The sequence below is a fragment of the Acinetobacter bereziniae genome (assembly GCF_016576965.1).
Lineage (GTDB): Bacteria > Pseudomonadota > Gammaproteobacteria > Pseudomonadales > Moraxellaceae > Acinetobacter > Acinetobacter bereziniae.
Genome location: NZ_CP066119.1, coordinates 3425587 through 3439586, shown reverse-complemented (window position 1 = coordinate 3439586; position 14000 = coordinate 3425587). Strand labels below are relative to the sequence as shown.

The following is a 14000-nucleotide window of genomic DNA, read 5'->3' as shown; positions in this document are numbered from 1 at the left end:
GCTCCCCAAATGATGTTATAAACATCAATATATGGAGTATTTTATGACACGTAGACCAAGAAGAAATCATTCAAATGACTTTAAAGCTAAGGTAGCACTTGCTGCGATTAAAGCAGAAAAAACACTTGCTGAATTGAGTGCTGAATTTGATGTTCATCAAAACCAAATTATTGACTGGAAAAATCAACTGATTTCAGCTTCCTCGCAAGCTTTCGATCAATCAAAAGCTCCAACAGAACCACCCATCGATCTAAAAAAACTACATGCAAAAATCGGTGAGCAGGCATTAGAAATTGATTTTTTAGAAGGTGTGTTGAAGAAACTGGGTCGCTTCAACCACAAAAGTTAATCGATGACTCACTTCAGATTTCAGTATCTAAGCAAGCTAAGCTGCTGAAAGTCTCCCGTGGTTGTTATTACTATCGCCCAAAACCTGTGAGTGAATCAGATCTGAAGCTGATGCGCTGTATGGATGAGTTACATATGCAATACCCTTTTGCAGGTAGCCGTATGATGCGTGATTTATTGAATCGTCAAGGACATCATATAGGACGACGTCATACACGTACTTTAATGAAGAAAATGGGCATTAATGCGTTATATCGTAAACCAAATCTAAGTCAGGCCAATCAAGCTCACCGTAAATATCCATATCTGCTCAAAGGATTGGCTATTCAGCGCAGTAATCAAGTGTGGTCTACGGATATAACGTATATCCCTATGGCAAAAGGCTTTGTTTATTTATGTGCTGTGATTGATTGGCATAGCCGCAAGGTACTTGCGCATAGAGTATCGATTAGTATGGAGGTTACATTTTGCATAGAAACATTAAATGAAGCTATTGAAAAATATGGCCGACCTGAAGTCTTTAATACAGACCAAGGCAGTCAGTTTACCAGTGATGCATTTATTGATGTATTGAAATCAAATGGCATTCAAATCAGTATGGATGGTAAAGGTCGATGGGTTGATAATGTGATGGTTGAACGATTATGGCGGAGCGTTAAATATGAAGAGGTGTATCTCAAAGCCTACAGCAATGTTTTGGATGCGAAGAAGCAATTAAACGCATATTTTGAATTTTATAATTTGAAACGACCTCATTCGAGTCTGGACAAAATGACTCCAGATGAGTTTTACTATGACCAGCTACCACAACAAAATAAGGTAGCTTAACTAGAGCAGAGTATCACTTATAAATAAGCTTTTAGTTGTTCAAACAAGTGGGACCACCTCTTAGAAGCAACAACGCGTGATATTCCTGACTACGATGTGTTGATGACTCAGCGTTTAAACATCTTGAAGCAACATGGTTTAGGTTTAAATGACATTCAAGCTGTGATCGCAGATATGGGGCCATTTCCGGGTGCAAAAGAATTTGTTGAGTGGATTCGTACACATTTCCAATTGATCATTCTTTCAGACACGTTTTATGAGTTTGCACATCCGTTGATGCAGCAATTAGGTTGGCCAACAATTTTCTGCCATAAATTAGAAACTGATGAAAATGGCATGATTACAGCTTATAAATTGCGCCAGCCAGATCAAAAGCGTCAAGCTGTAAAAGCTTTGCATGGTTTAAACTTCCGTGTGATTGCAGCAGGTGACTCTTATAATGATACGACGATGTTGGGTGAGGCGGATCATGGCTTCTTATTCGATGCACCTGAAAATGTGATTCGTGAGTTTCCTCAATTCCCACCAATTCACGGTTATGAAGCTTTAAAAGAAGCGATTCGTAATGCGTCAATTCGCGATATTCCTGCTTAATTTTACTTAAAATTAAAAGGCGCTTAATGCGCCTTTGTTTTTAAAAATCATTAATAATATTTTAAAATAATTATTCAATAACAATAACTTGAAAATTAATTTGTGAACCTTTTGGATTTAAAATACAATGATTTTAGAAATTTAGTGCAACAACAGTGCAACATTGCAACAGGGTTTAAATTAGAATGGCAACATATCAAAAAAGAAAAAAGGGCATAACCGCTACAGTCAGAATCAAGCCTCATCCATCACAATCTCAAACCTTTACCACCATGAGGGATGCAAAAGCATGGGCTCAAGAACTCGAATTAAAATTAAAAAATGAAAAGAAAGGTGATTTTGATCATATCCTTTTTAGAGATGCCTTAGAAGAATATCGTGACAATATGTCAATAAATAAAAAAGGTGTTGTCCGTGAAAGAACGAGGATTAATCAATTTTTAAAAATCATGAATGTTGATATTCCTTTGAGTGATGTTGATTTTGATTATCTCGTAAAATACAGAGAATCACGCCTAGAAGAAGTTTCCTCAATGACTGTTAGGCGTGAAATGCAAGTATTAGGGGCTATATTTACTTGGTGTGTTGATACCAAGCTATATTTAAAAGAATCACCAATGCACAAAGTTAGACTGCCTAAAGCTTCGGACCATCGCGAGCGAGTCATTTTGGATTATGAGATTGAACAATTATTGCCATTTCTAAATAATGAATTAAAAGCAATTTTCTTGTTGGCTCTTGAAACTGGAATGAGGCAGTCTGAGATATGCGGTTTAGAATGGGAAAGAATTCATCTTGATAAAAGTTTCTTATTCTTAAAAACCACTAAAAATGGACGTTCAAGAGAAGTACCATTAAGTACAAAAGCCAAAGATATATTGGTTGGATTGGGTGTAAAAAAATCAGGTAAGCTTTTTAAATATGATGCTAACTACGCAAGTTATGATTTTATGAAAGCTCGAATTGAAGCTAAATTATTGGATATTGTCTTTCATGATACACGACATACTGCGGCTACAAACATTGCATTAAAACTGCCCTTATTGGACCTGTGCAAAATGTTCGGCTGGACAGATCCAAAAAGGGCAATGATTTACTACAATCCAACATCTACTGAGATTGCATCGCGGCTTTAACAGCTTTTAGCGAGTACTTGCCTTGAACATTTACCAGTTTTTTATTCTTAGCCAGATTCTTAAAAGTGTACCAAGTTAGACCAGGAATACGTTCACAGAGCTGTGTAATATTTAAAAGTTCATCGTCTTTTTCAGCGAAAGCTTCTAGTACAGCTCTTCTACACACTCGATCAAGCAAGGTTTCAAGCTCAGACTCTTGCATGACTATCATTTTAGTTTCACTCATGCTTTCACCTCTTCACCAAAGCAAGTATTTACCAATTCTGTAATTTTTGTTAATCCAAAAGCCGTTACACGCATATGTAAGTGGACTTTTTCCTCACCTGTATATCTGTTTGTGACTACTGGTGAGGCACGATTTATAAAAATGCCTGCTTCTCGTTTTGTTGAGTAGGGTTGTAAACGCCCGCTATCTTCTCTATAGATCCATTTCTTTTTGAGAAGCAAGTCGATTAACTTGCGTTCACCTATCCCAATTGTTTTGGCACATTCACGAATGTTATATGTACCCTCGGTATTAGCGAGGGTATCGAGTGCTTTGGCTTTGGGTTCAAGAATCTGTACTTTTCCTTGCAATGCCTGATTTTGCTCTTCCGCTTGTATGGCAATTTGCAAAATCTCTAAACGACTCAACTCTTTGGGAGCTTGCATTTCCAGCTCATGTAATCGCTGAATAACTTGATAACGTAATTTAATGCTATAACCAGTGATAAGAGTTTCAACTAAATCTTTAGGCAGTAGATATTCGATGTATGTTTGACCGTTTTGGGGGTGTGTCCAGTTTTGGGCATACCCTTTTGGGTCTAGACCAAGCTCATCAAACATAATTAAGCAATCACGCAAAACATGCTTATGTTCTTTCCCTGTCAAATCAGCAATTAAGCGAGTAGACATGGTTAAGGTCTGTTGTTTGGCTTGTTCTGAGAAAGTAATAGCATTCATGCAATCTCTCCTAAATTCTGCAAGGCATCAAAATGCCGTGCACATCATTTGTGATTTCTACATACGCACTATGATTTTCAGTTGTAGGGTAGAAAGATGGGAAATCCTGTTTATAAACTTTCGCTACTTTCTGAAAAATACTCAGATATTCAAGATTGAACTTCGGGTAAAACTTAAATTGGATCTCTGTAGGCTTAGGGATATCAACACGTTTAATATCTGGATATTTGCCTTCAACAAGCCTAAACATTTCAAAATTTCCACTGTGGTTTAAGCACCAAAATTCATCATCAATTTGGTGTAAAAGAGTGGTTTTAATTTTACTTTTATTGCCAACTTTACGAATTAGAGAATCAATTGCATCACCTGGTATGATTACATCCATACCAATTGTGTCTGGTTCATTACAAATTAAAGCCATGTGTCCATTGGTTGCAGCCACAAAACCATTACCGACATAAACACCAGTAAGATAAAAACGAACATCATTTTTAGCTTTACAAAGCGCAGTAGCTTTAAGATTATCATACTGAAGCTCAATAGTTTTCTTAAATTCCATTACGCAACACTCCTGTCAACAATCGGCATAATCAAGCCCTTGGCACCTGAATAATCATTGCCATAAAAATAAACATGGGCAGGGGTATCTAAACCTGTTGGTTTTAAATAAGTGTCGTCAGGATTGATCGCACCAAGTAGCTTATTGATCTTCTGAAAATCAACCATGTGGCGCCATTGAAAATGCGGTGCTAGTCCTTTGAATTGAAGCCCATCATCTTGAGGAATCATGTTTTGCCATTCAGAAGGGAAAATTGATTTGATAGATGTGAATACTTCAAAGTCGGCATCTTGAACACTTAGAGCAAGACTGTCGCAATGGTCCAATATATCAACAACACATTTAGATCGATCTTTACCTAGCTTTTTCTCAAGGTTTTTGATGGCTTTTAAAGGAATGGTCAAAGGCTTTTTCAATTTAGGTAAATCATATTTGCAGTAAAAAACACGTTCTGCATCAGTAGCAACTATATGACCATCAATCAAAGTGACACCGTTTAAATAAGGGCGAGGGTCATTTTTAGCTGAACACAACGCCCCAGCTTCTAATAAAATCCAAGGAATTGATATTTTCATTCTGGAGCCCTCAAGTGTTCTAAAAATTCGACATACAACTGTTTGGCAGGTTTGTTGAATCCCCAGTTCGGAACGATTTTTACGTTCCGAGGGAATCTTTTATTTACAACGTGGCACTGAAACTCAAAAGTTCCGCAAGGTCTTACAATGCCTTTATAGCCAATCTTGTGTAGCCAAATTACAAAGGCGAGTTGCTTGGTTTTGAGTGGTAAGTTAGAAAGGTCAGTCATTGGAGTCACCATCAACAACTTGCTTAATTTCATACTCCTCACGAAGATTCGCAGCTTCTTGGAAGTGGTATTCAAGGTTGCTACCGTTTTCAGCTATGGCTAGCTTTAGAATTCTTTCAAGGTTATTGAAAATAGGCATATAGAAATTAGGGCTTTCACGTCCAACAAGCCTTTTTGTTTCATCAAGTTCACGACGCACAGCACTTAGTAATACACGCAAATCAGACATATCACTCACTGCTTGTTCATGAATGTGAATAACCTCAGAAGCATCAAAAGTATTGGATTTTTTCATTTTGGTGCTCCCTGATTATGTATATCCATTTCAGATTTATAAGCCTCAACCTGAGAGGCTTGGTTGTAACCGAGTTCTTGAAATAAATATTTGTAAATATCCAACTGATTTTTTAAATTGTGAAAATCAAAACGAACCTCACCTAAATTTTCATCACTAAGTGATTTTTCAATCATTTTGATTCTGGAATTAATATCTTCAATTGCATGTACCGCCCATTCCATATTTTTTTCTGAAATTACATGGGAAATATGTAGGTCATTAGCTGTATAGTTTTTAGGGTAATGAGCATTAGACATTTAGCATCTCCCTATTCTGAAAGATAACTCCTGTTAAGGAATCTAAAACACCCTCAAGATTCCTTGAGCTAGCGCTTAACCCGTAAAGATAAGTTGAAATATTTTTCTCTGATAATGTTGAATTCTGAGCAAGTTTAAGAGTATTTATTAAATCTTGAACCATCTTTAAAGCGCGATAAAATTCAGCAAAACTATGGATGGTTAAAGCTTTTTCTAAAATAACGCTTATTGAATATGCATGATCAATTGAAAGGTTGAGTAGCGAATATCTTGTATTTTTCGCCAATTCTTTATCATCAATTTCATCAAAAATTACAGACGCTTCTGATAAATTGATTCCAATAATAGCCGCAAAATAACTAATATCTGAGTGGCTAATCAATGAATTTAACGCGTCATAATGGGTCTGCTGTTTTAAGTCAACTTGACTAATATTTGTGTTTTGGTCCATAATGAATCACCAGTTATAGCAATGCATCTCTGAAATTTTGGTAGAGGACAGAGAAAAGCATTAGGTTTTAAAATTAGCTCCACAGTGTGGGGCTTTTTGTGTTTGTATAAAAAGGTTAACTTAAATTAACTATAGCGTCAATAGTTACCTTTAGTTATTTTTAGAAATAAAAAAAACCTGCATTGAGCAGGTTATTTAAAGTTAATTTTAATTCTGTAAATTAAAACTTTTTAATTACCACTTTTCTATCTTGTCAATTTTCCATACCCATCCCAATATCCTAAAACCTTGCTTAACAATTTCTTCACTACTTAATATTTCTTCGCCATATTCTTCTTTGTTATCGCTAACAATTCGTACCCCACCGCCAGGAAGCCCGTATAAGCGCTTGCAGCGATATATCCCTCCATGTTCGACAGCAAAAATACGACCATCTTTAATTTGAGTTCTATTTTCATCTACATAAATTAAATCACCATCATTGATGGTTGGTTTCATAGAATCATCTTCTGCGGGAGCTGAAAAAGCTTTATCTCTATAAATGCCTAATTTATCTAATAACTGCCTCGGAACACGCATAGCTCCACGATCAGAATCATTGACCTCAACTAAAGACCCAGAACCACAAGCCAGACGCATGGTTTTGTAAAACGCTATTTCAACTTCATCAGGTCCAACTGGAGTTGATTCATCCCAGACCACTACATCTTTATGCTTTGGGTGTTTCGAAGACTCCTCACCTGTCAATAAATATTCGTCAGTTGTATCTAAGAGTTTAGCAATATCTTTTAATGCTTCAGCTTTAGGAATGTTTTCCCCTCGCATCCATTTTGTAACTGATACCTTGGACTTACCTGTTGCATTAGCTAAATCAACTTGCTTTAGGTTTTTTTCATCCATTAATTTTTGAATGCGTTCATGAAGAGTCATTTTAGGCTCTCAAGGAATTAAGTTAACTAATATTAACACAATCTATTGAAAAAAAAATCCCTTTGAGTTACCTTTAGTTAACCAAACTAAGGATTAAAGTTAACTATGAATGTTGATGACTTAATGACTCACTACAAATGCAAGTCAAAAAAGATGCTTTCAGCAGAGATAGGTATTTCTAGGGTAACTCTATGGAAGTGGTCAAAACAGGGAATCCCTTATGATACTCAAGCAGTTTTACAGCTTGAAACAAAAGGGGCTTTGATGGCGGATCAAGACAGTAAATCAAAAAATTAAACCGCCACTGTGACAGCAGGGCGGTTTTGTTTTGGAGTAAACCAAAATGAGTAAAGAAATATTAGCACAAGATTTAAATGATGCAAATGATCAGTGGAATGCAAGTCTTGAAAATTATTCAAATGCTCTCTGCGAATATTGTGAAGCTAAAAAAGAAATTCTCATGGCTTTAGGTGTTCAAACTGACTTTGAAAAAACAAGTTGGAGTGCAGAGGAAACAATTGCTGATCTTAGATTGAATCAAGAAAAGTATGCATTATTGAATCGATTTAGGTTGGCTGTTGAAAAAGTTAATTCAACTAAGTCGAAACTTTAAGAGGGCTATCATGCATTATTACGAAAGAAATATTGGTGATTACCATCGCAAAGCTGGTCGTCTTAATATTCTTCAACACGGTGTTTACAACTTACTCATTGATTCATGCTATGACCGTGAGCGTTTTCCAACACTGGAAGAGGCTATTGATTGGGTGTGGGCAGAAACAGAAGAAGAGATTGAAGCTGTTAAATTCGTGCTCAAGAAGTTTTTTAAGCTTAATGATGAAGGTTTATATATTCAAACCCATATTGAGGAAGATTTAATTAAATATAAATCGCATCTTCAAAAGCAATCTGAAAACGGTAAAAAAGGTGGTCGACCTAAAGGTTCGGTTGGTAAAAGTTCTGCTAATAATAGAAATGATTTGGATAATCATGGTTTAGGTAATGAAAGCCAAGAAAACCCAACAGAAACCCAAAATAACCCAGAAATACCTAACAAAAGCCACTCAAAGCCTAAACCAATAAACCATAGAACCAATAAACCATCTAACCAAGAACAAAAGAACCAAGAGAGCGCTCAAAAAGACGAAAATCAGGAAAGTATTGTTGATCAAGTTTTAAAAGTTTGGGTACCTGATGTTAGTCAGCTTAATGATTGCTTGAAAATTTCAGGCTTGATGCCGATGACACCAGAATTGATTAATCAAATTTTGTTTGATGTAAATTCTTACTACCAAACAAAAATTGAATTAGGTCAGGTTAATTCAAATCAGATGTATTCAAACTTTGTGAAATGGGTTAAGCGAGATCCACGTCTGTACAACCAATCGCCCGATGAACAACAGATCGAGGAGGAGGACACAACTCCACCACCTGAAATCAAACCAATACCAGTGAAATACGGTCAAGGTCTTGGAGGTGGTAAGTGAATACCCAATTTGATATTTCGGGAATGGTTGAGGACCAATTGTCCGATCCAGCTTGTGAATTGGCTTTCTTGGTTTCAATGTTCACATACAATGAATGCTGCGAGTTTATTCCACAGACAAACGAGTCAATTTTCACAATCCAAACCCATGTTGTTTTATTTCGTGCAATGAAAAAAATTCACGAAAAGGGTGAGCTAATCGACGAAGTTACAATCATGACTTCCTTAAAAACATTGGGTTCTGAAAAACAGGGTGTAAACGGAAAATATATTTTGGATTTATTTCAGAATGCACCAGTCACCCTAAGCAACAATGTTTCTGCATACTTGAAAACATTGCAAGATTTAGCAACTCGTAGACAGCTCAGAGAGGCAGCCATTCGCATTCAGAAAATTGCCAATGATTTGAGCAATGGTGAAGCTGATGACGCAATAGCAAGGGCAAATAGCGTATTGAGCGATATTGGCACTGGTAGCAATGATGATGATCCAGAGCCATTAATTAACTCATTGGTTGATCTCTATGACGAGGTTAATAAGATCCAGATTGAGAAGATGGATGGAAGTTACGCGGTACGGGGTGTGAATACTGGTTTTATTGCACTTGATAATAAAATCGGTGAAATTCAAAACGGTGATTTAGTCATTGTTGCTGCACGTCCGAGTATGGGAAAAACAGCATTTGCACAAAACATCTCAACTCACATTGCAACCAATCTTGTTAAACCTGTCTTATTTGAATCGATTGAGATGAAAAAGAAAAAAATCTCAAGACGTATTACCGCAGCGATGGGCAGTGTTGAATTAAAAAGAATGCAAAACGGAACTATGGAGCCTGATGATTGGACAGGTTTTGCTGATGCTGTAAAGCTTATGCAACAAGCACCATTTGAAATTAAAGACGGTGTTGTGACTCTTGCTGATATACGACGACATGCTAGAAAAACCAAAGTGAAATTTGGCACATTAGGCGCTATTTTCATTGATTATCTGCAATTGATAGCAACGCCTCACTTAAATCCAAACATATCCGAACATGAGCGTTTAACCGCAATTTCAAAAGGCTTAAAAAATATTGCCATGGAATTTGATTGCCCTGTATTTGCTCTTAGCCAATTAAGCCGCGATGTTGACAAGCGCCCAAACAAAAGACCTGTAATGTCTGATTTACGTGGTTCAGGAGCGATTGAACAAGACGCAGATGTAATTCTGTTTCTCTATCGAGATGAATATTACAACAAGGAGAAATCTCAGTTTAAGGGCATGCTTGAAGTGATTGCTTCCAAGGTTCGTGATGGTGAAACAGGCGAAACATTTCTTTTTTCAGAATTGCAATACAGTCGATTCTCAAACGTGTCGAATGAGAACCTGGAGTATTTCCACAACCAGTTGGCGAACGTTGATCAAAAGCCAAAATTTAAATCTGGGGTAGCAGGGATATGAAACATGCCAACATTGCAAAACATGACGAAAATTTAAATACAAGCTCAAAGGTGATCAAATGAACTCAAAAAGTAAAGTTATGGACTGGTCAAGATTCACATTTGAGGAATGGCTTAAACAGTATGGCGCTTGGATCTCAATTAGTCGTATGCGTGGCGGTCATGAGCCCGACAATCTTGAGATTAATCAAATCTACTGGCTAATACGACAAAATGACAAAGGCATTAGACCCAATTCCAAAGAAGTCATTCTTGATATAAGTGATTTTGAGGCTCTTCAGGTTGAGCAAAAGATTTATGATCTTAAACACTCAATAACGATTTGTGATTCAGCAAGGGTTTGTGTGAACCTTTTTATTGATAAATGGGTGAGTGGTCAAACATTAGATCAACTAATGAATAAAATGAAATTAAGCCGTAGTTCGATCAATGGGATGTTGTGTGCAGGTGAGTTTTATATTGCAGGGCACGATAAAAAATTAAAAGTGAAAAAAAAGCTTGCGTTTAAATGCATACCGTGAAATATTGGTTATAGTTGAAAACTATGCGTAAAACCCATAGGCTACAGAATTTTAGATTTACATACCCACTAGACCCCTCTAGTGGGTATTTTTTTTGTTTAAAAAATAAACGAAAATATATGTTGTGGATAGCTGTGAAACTTGCTAATGTGAATCTATTGACTAGTTGGAAAGACTGGTACCGAACATTAGTTTTATATACCCCTAAGCATGAACGTTCCGGGGTATTTTTTTGTCTAAATATTTTTACTTTTATACCAATTGATATATTGCAGATAGATGACAAAAGGTTAAAATTTACATAGCGATTTCTGGGGGATAGCTATGTGGAATTTTATTAAAAGTTTTAACACAATGAATACTTATTTGATTTTATCAGTTGTATTGCTTGGTGGAGTGTTAAGCCTATTTCTGGTTTAGTTGATTAAAGTTCAAAGGGCGCTTAGGCGTCTTTTTTTACGTCTGAATTTTATAAAGGTGCTTGTGACGTGCACAAGAGACATGATTGGGAGAGTTATCATGCCAGCATATGTTTAAGGGTAGTGCGCCACCCGAACCATGGGCGATTTGATTTGTGACGTTTACCAGAATAATGGTGAACTATAAGCGCAAACGGTGGGATGCAGAAACCAGCCGTATAAATCGGTTTGAATCCAATGTGATTTCGTCACACATTGAGTTAGCCTCAGAGCCCTAAAGCATGGGTGACTCCCCGACCAATGGAATTGAAAGACACAGAACAGTTCAATAGCTAACTTTGAGCTGTTTGTCGTGTTGAGTAGCGGTAGGTCAGTTGCCGAGCTGATCAATATCGTAATCTAAGGCAAGGATGTGGCAGATCACCACGTCCTTTTTTATGCGCCATTAGCTCAACTGGATAGAGCATGGGTTTTCTATACCAATGGTTGTAGGTGTTACGATTCATTGATTAAATTATGTGTTTAGCCTAGATTTACTCTTAAGTTATGCTTTATAGTTAGATCAATTCATAAAACTTCTATAATTTAATGATTGGGACGCAAAATGAAAAATTTAAATTGGTATTCTTTTTTCTGGATCTTTGGAATTTTGAGTTTTGGATCTGGTATTAGTGATATGGCTGCTGCTGGTGAGATCAATTATAAATTTCTAATTTTTGCAGCTTTAGCTTTTTGTGCATTTGTGCATGGTATGTATATAAGATATAAATTTTTTAAGAATACCGAAGTTAATAATTAAGGTGTTAAAAGATAAAGTTCACTTTAGAGGTATCCATGCTCCGATTAAAACAAATCTTCTGCCGTCACGTTTGGGAATATTCAGATTTCTTTACGGTGAGAGAGTGTCGGAAGTGTGGGAAGATTGCACAAATCTTATGATAGTCAACCATTAGACCATACTGAACGTCATAATTTGGCGCATTTGCTTGATTACAAGTCTTGACATTTCTACATAACGCGTTATTGACAATAATGCCATTAGTCAATATAGTTGCACCTATACCGTCAAATTTTGACGGTATGCATTTCCTTCTTAGCCTACCTTAACAAAAACATAGGTGTCTGATGTATGTGTTTAACCTCTCCACAAGCTAGGCTGAAGCTTAAAGAATTTGCTCAAGACACCAGCAAAATCAAATTAAGCACACACGCTAAACAGCGGATGAAGGAACGAAGTATCTCTTTCAAGCAAATTATCTGTTGCTTCGAGCATGGAGATATAACTGAAGGTCCGTATTTAAATACTCGTGGAAACTGTCAAATGAATATTACTGTGAAGAGCGCTGGCGAGCACATAACTTCAACAGTTGTGATTAGAGAAAACGAGAACGGTGAATCTTCAATTGTAGTTACTACATTTAAAGAATAGGTCAAAAAAATGTATCACTATGAAGAATGTGGTTTAAGTAACGTGTGGTTACAAGATGGCTATTCAATTGAGAATGATGAGGAATATGGTGAGTTGGTATCTATTCACTCAGTTCATCAATTACATGATGCTATCGGTCTTTTCCTGATTACTAATAGACCTGAACTGAACGGTGAAGAAATTCGTTTTTTGCGTAAAGAAATGAACTTATCGCAAAAGAACTTAGCTGGCTTATTGAGGGTTGGTGAATCTAGTATTCGTAATTGGGAAAACGACAGGGGTTCTATGGGTAAACCAACAGAACTATTGTTTCGTGCTCTATACAAAGAGCATGCACATGGTGATGGTGAACTAAGAAAGATGATTGAGGCACTGAATCATCAAGAAAGAACCCTTGTCCTCGATAATGTGACCTTCTCATATGGTAATAACCAATCTTGGCATTCAAGTGAATGTAATGTTGCTTGATATGCCTCAAAGATACTTATAATTAATATCTAAAACCCCAAACCCCTTCCGAGGGGTTTTTTAATGCTTTAACAATTTTTAGTTTACAATGTGAAAAAATTAAGTAGTCAATAACATGAAACCAATTCTATTAATATTCACATTATTCATTTGTGGTCACTCATTTGCATATGAAAACCAAGATTTTGAAAACAAATATAATCAGCTATCTAAAGCAATGGATGATTCAGTTGTTAATTCCATAGCATTTTCAAGTAGTGATAAGTCGCAATCAACTAATCTAGTTTGTTTATCAGTGCTAGATAAGATTAATTTTGTGAGTTATATAATTGATAATTATAGTGATTACACTGAAATGCTCAAAAAGGTAGGAATGATATCCCCATCAAAGGATGAATTTTTAGAAATGAAAGTAAGCTATTTATCTGAAATTGAAGAGTACAAGAAAGCGCTCACAGGAACTAAGTACAATTGTACACCTGAATAAAGTATTCAATTTTTAACCTAACCCCACACTGTTGGGGTTTTTTAATGCCTAGAGGAAAGTGGTATGAATCAGGTCGAAGCACAAAAGAACCTAAAACTACTTGAAGAAGACAAAGCACGCTTACTTTCACTTAATCATCTCAATTCGACTTGGGCGTTTAAAAATCAATGTGAGTTGAGAGTGAAGCAGATTAATGAGTATGTGAAGAATATTGAAGATGGACTGAATAAAGCAACTAGATTTATTAGCACCTAGTTGCTTCATATTTATTTAAATTTTTTAGTAAAAAAGGTGGCTAATCGATCCATTGATCTACTAACAAATTCATCTTCACTTTCATTGTCTTTGGGTTTTCCAATGAGATCGCTAATTTCACTAATAGTCTCCGGAGAAGTTGCTTCCGATATCAAATCACCCTTAAATTTAATTGCTTTACTTGGGGTGAGACTGGTCGATGTCACCATTGATGTGGTAATTGATTTCTGTAGTGTGGTTGAAATTTCAGGTACGAGATTCTGATTTTGAACAAACTCTTTAAAACTTAAATTATCTTTAGACATA

At 36.3% G+C, this 14000-nt stretch carries 21 protein-coding genes and 1 pseudogene; 13 read left to right on the top strand and 9 right to left on the bottom strand.

From position 1 onward, the window contains the following. Positions 1-43 precede the first annotated feature (43 nt). From I9192_RS16090 to I9192_RS16080, 3 genes and pseudogenes are all read left to right on the top strand, one after another. Positions 44-1176, top strand: a protein-coding gene (locus I9192_RS16090) for an IS3 family transposase (protein WP_223672967.1) whose coding sequence is annotated in 2 segments (ribosomal slippage) — positions 44-296 and positions 296-1176 — 1134 coding nt in all. Because the reading frame shifts where the segments join, the coding sequence is not laid out codon by codon here. A gap of 60 nt (positions 1177-1236) precedes the next feature. After that, a pseudogene (gene thrH, locus I9192_RS16085) lies at positions 1237-1770 on the top strand (bifunctional phosphoserine phosphatase/homoserine phosphotransferase ThrH); the annotation flags it as partial. A 185-nt stretch (positions 1771-1955) separates the two neighbouring features. Then, entirely contained in the window at positions 1956-2906 is a 951-nt protein-coding gene (locus I9192_RS16080; protein WP_200149928.1) for a tyrosine-type recombinase/integrase, read from the top strand. On the opposite strand, the gene I9192_RS16075 is transcribed toward I9192_RS16080, so the two are convergent. The 8 genes from I9192_RS16075 to I9192_RS16040 form a co-directional block, all read right to left on the bottom strand. Continuing rightward, positions 2881-3132 (bottom strand): hypothetical protein, encoded by a 252-nt coding sequence (locus tag I9192_RS16075; RefSeq protein WP_139420817.1) that lies wholly within the window; start codon positions 3130-3132, stop codon positions 2881-2883. The two genes, I9192_RS16080 and I9192_RS16075, sit on opposite strands and share 26 nt — an antisense overlap. Continuing rightward, positions 3129-3848, bottom strand: coding sequence for a phage antirepressor KilAC domain-containing protein (locus I9192_RS16070; protein ID WP_139420815.1), 720 nt, complete (start codon positions 3846-3848; stop codon positions 3129-3131). The genes I9192_RS16075 and I9192_RS16070 overlap by 4 nt, the downstream gene beginning before the upstream one ends. 10 nt (positions 3849-3858) lie before the next feature. Next, complete coding sequence (locus I9192_RS16065; protein ID WP_139420813.1) at positions 3859-4407, bottom strand: beta clamp domain-containing protein; 549 nt, start codon at positions 4405-4407, stop codon at positions 3859-3861. Then, a complete protein-coding gene (locus tag I9192_RS16060) occupies positions 4407-4982 on the bottom strand; it encodes a beta clamp domain-containing protein (RefSeq protein ID WP_139420811.1) in 576 nt (191 codons plus the stop codon). The genes I9192_RS16065 and I9192_RS16060 overlap by 1 nt, the downstream gene beginning before the upstream one ends. Positions 4983-5204: 222 nt before the next feature. After that, complete coding sequence (locus I9192_RS16055; RefSeq protein ID WP_139420808.1) at positions 5205-5507, bottom strand: hypothetical protein; 303 nt, start codon at positions 5505-5507, stop codon at positions 5205-5207. Next, on the bottom strand, positions 5504-5806 hold the full coding sequence (locus tag I9192_RS16050; protein WP_139420806.1) for a hypothetical protein: 303 nt from the start codon (positions 5804-5806) through the stop codon (positions 5504-5506). Before I9192_RS16050 ends, I9192_RS16055 begins: the two co-directional genes overlap by 4 nt. Continuing rightward, a complete protein-coding gene (locus I9192_RS16045) occupies positions 5799-6257 on the bottom strand; it encodes a hypothetical protein (protein WP_139420805.1) in 459 nt (152 codons plus the stop codon). The genes I9192_RS16050 and I9192_RS16045 overlap by 8 nt, the downstream gene beginning before the upstream one ends. Positions 6258-6491: 234 nt before the next feature. Beyond that, positions 6492-7187: an XRE family transcriptional regulator gene (locus tag I9192_RS16040; protein ID WP_139420803.1), complete on the bottom strand. Its 696-nt coding sequence runs from the start codon at positions 7185-7187 to the stop codon at positions 6492-6494. A 105-nt stretch (positions 7188-7292) separates the two neighbouring features. Between I9192_RS16040 and I9192_RS16035 the strand changes: the two genes are divergently transcribed. From I9192_RS16035 to I9192_RS15990, 10 genes are all read left to right on the top strand, one after another. Further along, positions 7293-7484: a helix-turn-helix domain-containing protein gene (locus I9192_RS16035; RefSeq protein ID WP_199953625.1), complete on the top strand. Its 192-nt coding sequence runs from the start codon at positions 7293-7295 to the stop codon at positions 7482-7484. A gap of 46 nt (positions 7485-7530) precedes the next feature. Next, entirely contained in the window at positions 7531-7800 is a 270-nt protein-coding gene (locus tag I9192_RS16030) for a hypothetical protein (protein WP_200149927.1), read from the top strand. Positions 7801-7810: 10 nt separating this feature from the next. Next, positions 7811-8674, top strand: a complete 864-nt coding sequence (locus I9192_RS16025; RefSeq protein ID WP_200149926.1) for a YdaU family protein — start codon at positions 7811-7813, stop codon at positions 8672-8674. Next, the gene (locus I9192_RS16020; protein ID WP_200149925.1) at positions 8671-10116 is read left to right on the top strand and encodes a replicative DNA helicase; all 1446 of its coding nucleotides are present in this window, start codon (positions 8671-8673) and stop codon (positions 10114-10116) included. Before I9192_RS16025 ends, I9192_RS16020 begins: the two co-directional genes overlap by 4 nt. A gap of 58 nt (positions 10117-10174) precedes the next feature. Continuing rightward, positions 10175-10636 carry a hypothetical protein gene (locus tag I9192_RS16015; RefSeq protein ID WP_199953629.1) on the top strand — a complete coding sequence of 154 codons (462 nt, stop codon included), beginning with the start codon at positions 10175-10177 and terminating at the stop codon, positions 10634-10636. Positions 10637-11659: 1023 nt separating this feature from the next. Beyond that, positions 11660-11854, top strand: a complete 195-nt coding sequence (locus tag I9192_RS16010; RefSeq protein ID WP_200149924.1) for a hypothetical protein — start codon at positions 11660-11662, stop codon at positions 11852-11854. 330 nt (positions 11855-12184) lie between these two features. Then, complete coding sequence (locus tag I9192_RS16005) at positions 12185-12484, top strand: DUF4258 domain-containing protein (protein ID WP_200149923.1); 300 nt, start codon at positions 12185-12187, stop codon at positions 12482-12484. Between the two features lie 9 nt (positions 12485-12493). Further along, positions 12494-12952 (top strand): helix-turn-helix domain-containing protein, encoded by a 459-nt coding sequence (locus I9192_RS16000; RefSeq protein ID WP_200149922.1) that lies wholly within the window; start codon positions 12494-12496, stop codon positions 12950-12952. Between the two features lie 115 nt (positions 12953-13067). Next, the gene (locus I9192_RS15995) at positions 13068-13439 is read left to right on the top strand and encodes a hypothetical protein (RefSeq protein ID WP_199953632.1); all 372 of its coding nucleotides are present in this window, start codon (positions 13068-13070) and stop codon (positions 13437-13439) included. A 63-nt stretch (positions 13440-13502) separates the two neighbouring features. After that, complete coding sequence (locus I9192_RS15990; protein ID WP_199953633.1) at positions 13503-13694, top strand: hypothetical protein; 192 nt, start codon at positions 13503-13505, stop codon at positions 13692-13694. A gap of 11 nt (positions 13695-13705) precedes the next feature. Here I9192_RS15990 and I9192_RS15985 read toward each other — a convergent pair whose 3' ends face one another. Further along, positions 13706-13999, bottom strand: coding sequence for a hypothetical protein (locus I9192_RS15985; RefSeq protein WP_199953634.1), 294 nt, complete (start codon positions 13997-13999; stop codon positions 13706-13708). Position 14000: the final 1 nt, after the last annotated feature.

Coding starts and splice junctions, on each gene's coding strand:
- I9192_RS16080 (WP_200149928.1), top strand. CDS start 1,956: ATGGCAACATATCAAAAAAGAAAAAAGGGCATAACCGCTACAGTCAGA.
- I9192_RS16075 (WP_139420817.1), bottom strand. CDS start 3,132: ATGAGTGAAACTAAAATGATAGTCATGCAAGAGTCTGAGCTTGAAACC.
- I9192_RS16070 (WP_139420815.1), bottom strand. CDS start 3,848: ATGAATGCTATTACTTTCTCAGAACAAGCCAAACAACAGACCTTAACC.
- I9192_RS16065 (WP_139420813.1), bottom strand. CDS start 4,407: ATGGAATTTAAGAAAACTATTGAGCTTCAGTATGATAATCTTAAAGCT.
- I9192_RS16060 (WP_139420811.1), bottom strand. CDS start 4,982: ATGAAAATATCAATTCCTTGGATTTTATTAGAAGCTGGGGCGTTGTGT.
- I9192_RS16055 (WP_139420808.1), bottom strand. CDS start 5,507: ATGAAAAAATCCAATACTTTTGATGCTTCTGAGGTTATTCACATTCAT.
- I9192_RS16050 (WP_139420806.1), bottom strand. CDS start 5,806: ATGTCTAATGCTCATTACCCTAAAAACTATACAGCTAATGACCTACAT.
- I9192_RS16045 (WP_139420805.1), bottom strand. CDS start 6,257: ATGGACCAAAACACAAATATTAGTCAAGTTGACTTAAAACAGCAGACC.
- I9192_RS16040 (WP_139420803.1), bottom strand. CDS start 7,187: ATGACTCTTCATGAACGCATTCAAAAATTAATGGATGAAAAAAACCTA.
- I9192_RS16035 (WP_199953625.1), top strand. CDS start 7,293: ATGAATGTTGATGACTTAATGACTCACTACAAATGCAAGTCAAAAAAG.
- I9192_RS16030 (WP_200149927.1), top strand. CDS start 7,531: ATGAGTAAAGAAATATTAGCACAAGATTTAAATGATGCAAATGATCAG.
- I9192_RS16025 (WP_200149926.1), top strand. CDS start 7,811: ATGCATTATTACGAAAGAAATATTGGTGATTACCATCGCAAAGCTGGT.
- I9192_RS16015 (WP_199953629.1), top strand. CDS start 10,175: ATGAACTCAAAAAGTAAAGTTATGGACTGGTCAAGATTCACATTTGAG.
- I9192_RS16010 (WP_200149924.1), top strand. CDS start 11,660: ATGAAAAATTTAAATTGGTATTCTTTTTTCTGGATCTTTGGAATTTTG.
- I9192_RS16005 (WP_200149923.1), top strand. CDS start 12,185: ATGTGTTTAACCTCTCCACAAGCTAGGCTGAAGCTTAAAGAATTTGCT.
- I9192_RS16000 (WP_200149922.1), top strand. CDS start 12,494: ATGTATCACTATGAAGAATGTGGTTTAAGTAACGTGTGGTTACAAGAT.
- I9192_RS15995 (WP_199953632.1), top strand. CDS start 13,068: ATGAAACCAATTCTATTAATATTCACATTATTCATTTGTGGTCACTCA.
- I9192_RS15990 (WP_199953633.1), top strand. CDS start 13,503: ATGAATCAGGTCGAAGCACAAAAGAACCTAAAACTACTTGAAGAAGAC.
- I9192_RS15985 (WP_199953634.1), bottom strand. CDS start 13,999: ATGTCTAAAGATAATTTAAGTTTTAAAGAGTTTGTTCAAAATCAGAAT.